At 36.9% G+C, this 7,197-nt stretch carries 5 protein-coding genes and 2 pseudogenes; all 7 read left to right on the top strand.

Features of this window, described 5'->3' with window-relative positions; all coding sequences use genetic code 11:
* Positions 1-2,413, top strand: a pseudogene (locus tag ACINWC743_RS21945) (type VI secretion system Vgr family protein); the annotation flags it as partial.
* A complete protein-coding gene (locus tag ACINWC743_RS21940; RefSeq protein ID WP_151776102.1) occupies positions 2,406-3,557 on the top strand; it encodes a hypothetical protein in 1,152 nt (383 codons plus the stop codon). The pseudogene ACINWC743_RS21945 and the gene ACINWC743_RS21940, both read left to right, overlap by 8 nt.
* Positions 3,530-4,606, top strand: a complete 1,077-nt coding sequence (locus ACINWC743_RS21935) for a hypothetical protein (protein ID WP_009587030.1) — start codon at positions 3,530-3,532, stop codon at positions 4,604-4,606. Before ACINWC743_RS21940 ends, ACINWC743_RS21935 begins: the two co-directional genes overlap by 28 nt.
* Before the next feature lie 100 nt (positions 4,607-4,706).
* Positions 4,707-4,859: pseudogene (locus tag ACINWC743_RS21930) on the top strand (hypothetical protein); the annotation flags it as partial.
* Between the two features lie 203 nt (positions 4,860-5,062).
* Positions 5,063-5,860, top strand: a complete 798-nt coding sequence (locus ACINWC743_RS21925; protein ID WP_227510956.1) for a hypothetical protein — start codon at positions 5,063-5,065, stop codon at positions 5,858-5,860.
* A gap of 3 nt (positions 5,861-5,863) precedes the next feature.
* Positions 5,864-5,995, top strand: a complete 132-nt coding sequence (locus ACINWC743_RS25120) for a hypothetical protein (protein ID WP_009587035.1) — start codon at positions 5,864-5,866, stop codon at positions 5,993-5,995.
* A gap of 33 nt (positions 5,996-6,028) precedes the next feature.
* Positions 6,029-7,188, top strand: a protein-coding gene (locus ACINWC743_RS21915) for an IS3-like element ISAbe12 family transposase (RefSeq protein ID WP_085947547.1) whose coding sequence is annotated in 2 segments (ribosomal slippage) — positions 6,029-6,266 and positions 6,266-7,188 — 1,161 coding nt in all. Because the reading frame shifts where the segments join, the coding sequence is not laid out codon by codon here.
* Positions 7,189-7,197 lie beyond the last annotated feature (9 nt).

The raw sequence follows: 7,197 nt of genomic DNA, 5'->3' as shown, positions 1-7,197 counted from the left end.
GACCGAGGACAACTGTTCCGTACCACAGGCATCATTACCGAAGCTGCACAGGGACAAAGTGATGGTGCACTGACGGTCTATAAGCTCAAACTTGAGGATGCGACGTCACTGTGGCATAAACGCCGTAATAGTAGAGTGTTTCTGAATAAGTCAGTGATACAAGTCATTGAAATATTGCATAAAGAATGGCAGCAAAGAAGTCCGCTGTTTGCTGCTAGTTTGAGTTTAGATAAAACTGGGCTGACCAAAGACTACGATGTTCGTCCATTGATTATACAGATGAACGAAAGCGACCACGATCTACTTACTCGTTTGATGAGAAGTGAAAATTTAAGCTGGTTGATTGATGAAGCCGAACTGAACGTTGCTAACATTTCAGCACCGATCCAAGCCCAAAAACTACGTTTAATTGATGACAACAGCCAATACACTGCGTTAGAACGCAGAAGCATCCGCTTTCACCGCAGCTCCGCGGTAGAACAGCAAGACACGATTACATCATTTACAGGTATACGTTCACTCCAACCGACATCGGTACATATCCACCGTTGGCAAGCCGATATTCTTGAAACCGAAGAAGGTGCAGGCAATGTACAAAGCAAACATCAGCACAGTGATCAGTACGACAACGCCAGTCTGGCTTAGAACAAGTATGGCACTTTAGCCCTGCATGGATCCTGACTGAATGGGGAAGATGGTGCAACACCATCAGGCAACAGTCAGATCGAACGCTTTAACCAAAACCTCAGCAACTACTACGATGCCCAAGCCAAACAATTCACGGCAATATCGACGGTACGAGATGCGCAGGTTGGTTATCACTTTGAGCTTAACCGACATCCAACCTAGAGCTAAAAGATTCTGCCGATCAGCAGTTCTTGATCATTCCAAAACTTTTTATAACCAAAATAATTTACCAAAGACTTGAGCCATCAAGTCGAACTTTGTTAAAACAAAGTGATTGGCAACGCCCCCATCTCACCGTAAACAAAGAAGAACGCCAAGCCAATCAGTGATTCTACAACGACGTAATATAGCAGTTGTTCCTGAGTATAATCCCTTAACCCAAAGACCCGCAGCTCATCCAATGCGAGCGAGAGTGGTTGGTCCAAGTGGAGACGAAATTCATGTGGATGAATGGGGACGTATCAAGGTTCGCTTCCTCTTTACCCGCAATGAAGACCACAGCCATGATGGTGGTGCAGGCGCGAACGACAATGATACCGACTCAGCTTGGGTCGATGTACTCACGCCGTGGGCAGGTGAAGGCTATGGAGCACGCTTCTTACCTCGTATTGGAGAGTTGGTCGTGGTTGACTTCTTTGCGGGGGATATTGACAGACCTTTTGTGGTGGGACGTATTCATGAAGGATACCGTTATCCAACCAAGTTTGATGACAAAGGCAAGTTACCCGATACCAAGAAGTTGGCAGGGATTAAAAGCAAGGAATATCAGGGTAGTGGCTATAACCAACTGAGATTTGATGATACCACCAACCAAATCAGCAGTCAGTTACACAGCAGTCATGGTGCAACTCAACTCAATCTTGGCAACCTCAGTCATCCAAAAGAGACAGATAGAAGTGAAGGGCGAGGTGAAGGCTTTGAGCTAAGAACTGATCAATGGGGTGCAATACGTGCAGGACAAGGCTTATTGCTGAGTACTCACGCTCAAAATGGCGCATCAGGTAATCATCTAGATACAACCGAAGCCAAAAGTCAGTTAGAAAATAGTCTCAACAATTCAAAAGCTTTAAGTGAAGTTGCCAAACATCAACAAACTGATCCTTTAGACAATTTGGAACATTTAAAGTCTTTTATTGCAGCCTTGGAAAAAGATGATACAGCTCAAACCAAAAGCCAAGCCGATGCATTTAAACAAGCACTTATGATATTGGCGTCACCAAACTCAATTGCACTTAGCAGTAATCAAGACATCCATCTCTCTGCAGATGGACAAATTAGCCATAGTGCGGGCGATAGTATCAACCTCAGTACGCAAAAGAGCGTAGTAGCACATGCGCAAAACAAGATTAGTCTATTTGCAGCGCAGGAAGGTGCAAGGTTATATGCTGGCAAAGGCAAAGTTGAAATACAAGCTCAGAATGATGGTGCGGATTTGATTGCGCGTAAAGCCATTCAGATCATATCTACTGAAGATAAGATTTATATCATTAGTCCGAAAGAAATTAAATTTATTAGTGATGGCACTGAATTAAAGCTCAATGGTTCAGGTGTGTTTGTAACCACAGGTGGTTTGTTTGAAGTGAAATCAGGACAGCAGAATTTCTTGAGTGGTGAGAAAGTTTCAGTTTCTCTACCAATTTTACCATTTAGTTCTTTTAATAATACCTGCCCTTTAAAAGGTCGTTATGGGAATAATAATACTCAAAAAGATAAAAATAGTGATTAATGGAGAAAATATAATAATGACTATAGGTCATGCACCCTATCCAAACTCAAAGGGCGAAGATATCAATACCCCTGCAATCAATAAACTTCCAAAAGTTCAACCTCCAGATTTTTCAAAAATTCGAGGGCATACTTGCACCAAAATTCCAGCATTTAACGAACGACAAAAGCGTTTTGAAAGTTTATCAGGGAGTTATTATCGAACCAAAGCTGATGGTTCTTATGAGGGTGTTGTTGAATATGATCCTAAAGCAATATATACGGATAAACTTAAAACTATAGAAGAAAATGGTAAAAAACGAGTTGTTCCTTTTTATAATTATGGAGAGAGATCTAAAAATATTGATATTGAATTTGATTCTAAGAAAAATGTCCTCATTTTTTCTCATAAACTTATTTTTATACCGAAAAAAGTTGTAAAGAATTCTGATAAAATGGAGTATCCTTATAGAAACCAAGAATCTACAGATATTAAAAAATTCACTATTCTTAATAGAGAAATTACTACAGAAACCATTAGATTGATTCAAGAAAGACAGGATAAAGTAAATGAATTGCTGAATTATGCTGGTTATTACCTAACACCAACGGATTGTAACATTGAAGGTGGGTGTACTTGTGTTGTTCCAATCATTATGAATGTTTCTATGCTAGTGCAGCCGGTAAGTGAACCGCAAAACCCAGTCGCTCATTATATCAATCTGTACCCTTCAGCTTCTCGTGCGGATGAGAGTAATTGGGGCGAGGTTGAATTAAAAGAAGAAAGATATACAAAACAAGGAGAAACTAAAGTTATCAATGGAAATGTGATTTCTTCACCATCTATATTAGTTCAAGAAGAACGTCCCCAAGATTCTACCACCGTTTTTCTACATGAAACGGCACACTTATTTGGTTTTCCTGATGAGTATTTTGAGGGAGGGGGTGCAGTCCATAAGATGTATATTCATGCTGACACTCAAGCTGTAGATATACATTTCCCTGAACCAAAAGATGATTGGAAACGTCAAGTAGATGGTCAACTCATGTCTTCGGCAGTACCTGGGAAAATGCCAGTCATTCCCTCTTATTATTATGAACAATTTCGACAGTATTTTGAGAAAAAGACAGGTGTGAGATGGACAATCAAAAAATTAGTAAATTAATAAAAAAAATTACGTTTTGTTTTTTATTATTTGGAATAACCACAATGAATTATGCTGAAAAATTTAAGATTAAACATAAATATACTGATATTGTAAAAACACTGAGCCCACCAATGTCAACATCATCCAATACTATTGTAATTAGTAATGATGATAATATTATTATTGATCATTTAACTGATGTATTTTCAGTAAAAAGTGATGAATTCGGTATATTCAAAGTACCTCTAACAGAAGCAATGAAGGTAAAAACTAAGGAAGTTAATCAATTATTGAGAATGCCTTATGTCGAAAAATTATTAGCAACTAAAAACAAAGAAAAGAGTTTTTCTTATGTATTAGATATTAACACACAAAGGGAAAAATTTGGCACTATAGAAGGTTTAGAGATTACTCGAGATTGGAATTTAGAGCATTTTTTAAAATATGGAAGTACTAAACAAGCTAAAAATAGTCAAAAAATAAGTCAATTTTATATTGATCTAATTGAAAATTATTATTCAAAAGATAGATTTAAATTCGCTGATTTTTATGGAACAACCAATATTATTCCAAAAAAAGAAGGCTTGGAAGTAATTCTAACTTTAAAAAATGTTGGTCCTTTTGATGTTACTTTTTCTAATCCATCACATTGGGGGGATATTGCTAATCTTGAAGAACCTTTTAATGAAAATAAAATATGGTATGAAGTCCGTTTAGGTGCACAATGTCATGAAAAGTCATGTTGGACTAGATTAGCATTACAGTCTGAATATCTAATTAAAAATGATTTTTCACCTGAAGAATTAGCAAAATATTATTTTATATTAAAATCAAATAGTGAAAGAAATTTTCGTTATTTAATACCCTACAATAAAATTACGACGACTTTTACCAATGGTGAAATAAATTCCAATCGAACTAAAGAAGGTTATATTCACTTTGATCAAGGATTAGCACTTAAATTAACTTTTTGGAATATGGATGTCGATTTTGGGGGAGTTTTTTCAAAAAGAGTTTGGAAAGAAGAAAAAGAGTCACAAATCAAAGGTTGGATAAATTTGGAGTAGTTTTACTTCTTTTGGATATTTTCAAGAGGTGCAGTCCATAAGCTGTATATTCATGCTGACACTCAAGCTGTGGATATACATTTCCCCGAACCAAAAAATGATTGGAGAGTTGGTCGTGATCCAATTCTGTAATGGTGACATTGACAGACCTTTTGTAGTTCGACGTATTCATGAAGGATACCGTTATCCAACCAAGTTTGATGACAAAGGCAAGTTGCCCGATACTAAGAAGTTGGTAGGGATTAAAAGCAAGTAATATCAGATATTTAACTTAATCAGTGACAAACAGATTAAAAACTTACCTTTTAAACTATTTAATTCAAAACATAGTTATTAGTTCAATGCTAATTTAGATGAAGAACAACAAACTCAATTTGTTCAAACTGGAACTGAAGCTGAAAAATTGGAACTTAAATATTCAGGCGATGATGATATCAATCATCAATGGGAAGAAGAGTGATTAGAAAATTTAATTTAAATAGAAAAAAGCTGATTATATTAATTATTTGTCTTTTTGTTGGCTTGGTCATCATCGCCAAGTTGATTAACCTTGGAAGAGATTCTATGAAACCGCCTATTGTCTTTTTAATCCCTGAAAACTTCATTGGTCCTGTGTTTGTTGTATTTGATCAAGATGATGGGCAAGACTTAAAAACTGACCCTTTAGGTGTCTCTCTAACCGTTCCTGAAAGTGGCTTAATTAAAGTAAAAGCCTCAAAAAATGATGTCCTAACAAGAGGAATGAACTACGATAAACGCAATGTTTATTGGATTACAATTACAAAAGAAGGACAACGAATTAATATGCCTTATTTTGGTGGAGGTGGGTATGATTATGACAAAGAGGTTAATTGGTCTTGGTATATCGATACCAATAATCAAGCTAAACAAATAATATTCGATCCGAAACTTTATCCTAAAACAAATGACCCTGATTCTTATTTTTTAACCAAAGAGCAGGCTAAGTTAAAAACAGTCTACTACTGGGATACTTGTCGCGCTGATATTTGGAAAAATTCAGCAGAACTAGAAAAATATATGATGGATTATCAAAGTGAAAATAGAGAAACGGGTGAGTTGTTAAATTGTATGAGTTTTTCTGTACTTTATCCAAATATGGAAAGTAAAAATATTGATGCTTCAGAAATTTATGAAATGCAAAGTTTAAAAGAGTTGGAACAACGATTAATTTCATTAAATCAATTGAGACAACAACATTTAAAAAAATATTTTGGACAGAATAATAAGGAATAAAAAATGGGTACGACTTTAGCATCTGTAATGACCACGCCTGCTGACCCGAATAAAAAACGCCATGATGTTGTAATTAAGATGGTTAAATTGGCGAATTTGATCCTAGCCAAAGTAATGGACACACTGTCCCTCTGAAGATAATGTAACGTTAACTTTGGAGATGTACACATGGCTAAACGCTTTAGTCCAGAATTTAAACAGCAAGCAATTGATTATGCACTTGCGAACTCACATGAATCATTAGCATCAATTGCGGTAAAGCTTGGTGTTGGTTACTCGACACTTGATAAATGGATTCGTACTGCTAATCCAGAAGGATCAAGCAAACGTCAGTTAACACCTGAGCAACAGCGAATATTAGATCTAGAAAAAGAAGTCAAACAACTCAAAGAGGCAAATGACATACTAAAAAAAGTGCATGTGTATTTCCTCACCGATCAAGGCAAGAGAAGTACACGGTAATCAAAGACTTTGCAATGGAAAAGGTTAAAGTCACTGTACTGTGCAAACAATTAGGTGTCAGTACTTCGGGGTTCTATGCATGGAGAAAACGTCAGGTACGTATAGCAAAGCAGTATGATGATTTACAAGCGGTGTATTGGCAGCACCACGCTCGTTTAGGTGCACCATCCCTCGTTCATGATATGCATGACCTAGGTTACAGCATGAGTGAGCGCACAATAGGTCGAATGCTTAAAAAACTAGGATTACACAGTAAAATTGCCCGTAAATATAGGCATACGACTGATTCAAATCATCGTTTGCCAACAGCACCAAATTTGTTAGATCAACAGTTCACTGTAACTGAGCCAAATAAGGTCTGGACGACTGATATTACGTATATTCGAACGAAGGAAGGCTGGTTATATTTATGCGTGATGCTAGATCTATTTAGCCGACGTATCGTCGGTTGGCAGACAAGTACACGAATAGATCGTCAATTGGTATGTGATGCGTTTAACTATGCACTTGCACGTCAGGGTTATCCAACAGGCTTGATGATTCATTCGGATCAAGGCAGTCAATATTGCAGTCGCGATTTCAGAGCTGTATTACTGACAAATAAGGCAATACAAAGTATGTCACGTAGGGGAAATTGTTGGGATAACGCAGTAACAGAAAGTTTTTTCCATACATTGAAAGGGCATGTGGTACATGACAGTGTATTTTCTACAAGAAAAGAGGCAAATTCGGTCTTGTTTGAATATATTGAAGTTTACTACAATCGAATCAGAAGGCATTCTGCAAATGGTTGGTTAAGCCCTGAAGCTTTTGAGCAGAAATATTTTAAGAATTTAGAGGGAAGTACTGTCCACGATAGTGTCTAGGATCACAAA

Source organism: Acinetobacter sp. WC-743, from assembly GCF_000335555.1.
Lineage (GTDB): Bacteria > Pseudomonadota > Gammaproteobacteria > Pseudomonadales > Moraxellaceae > Acinetobacter > Acinetobacter bereziniae.
The sequence above is the reverse complement of the archived record's forward strand: the minus strand, read 5'-3'. Positions and strand labels throughout refer to the sequence as shown.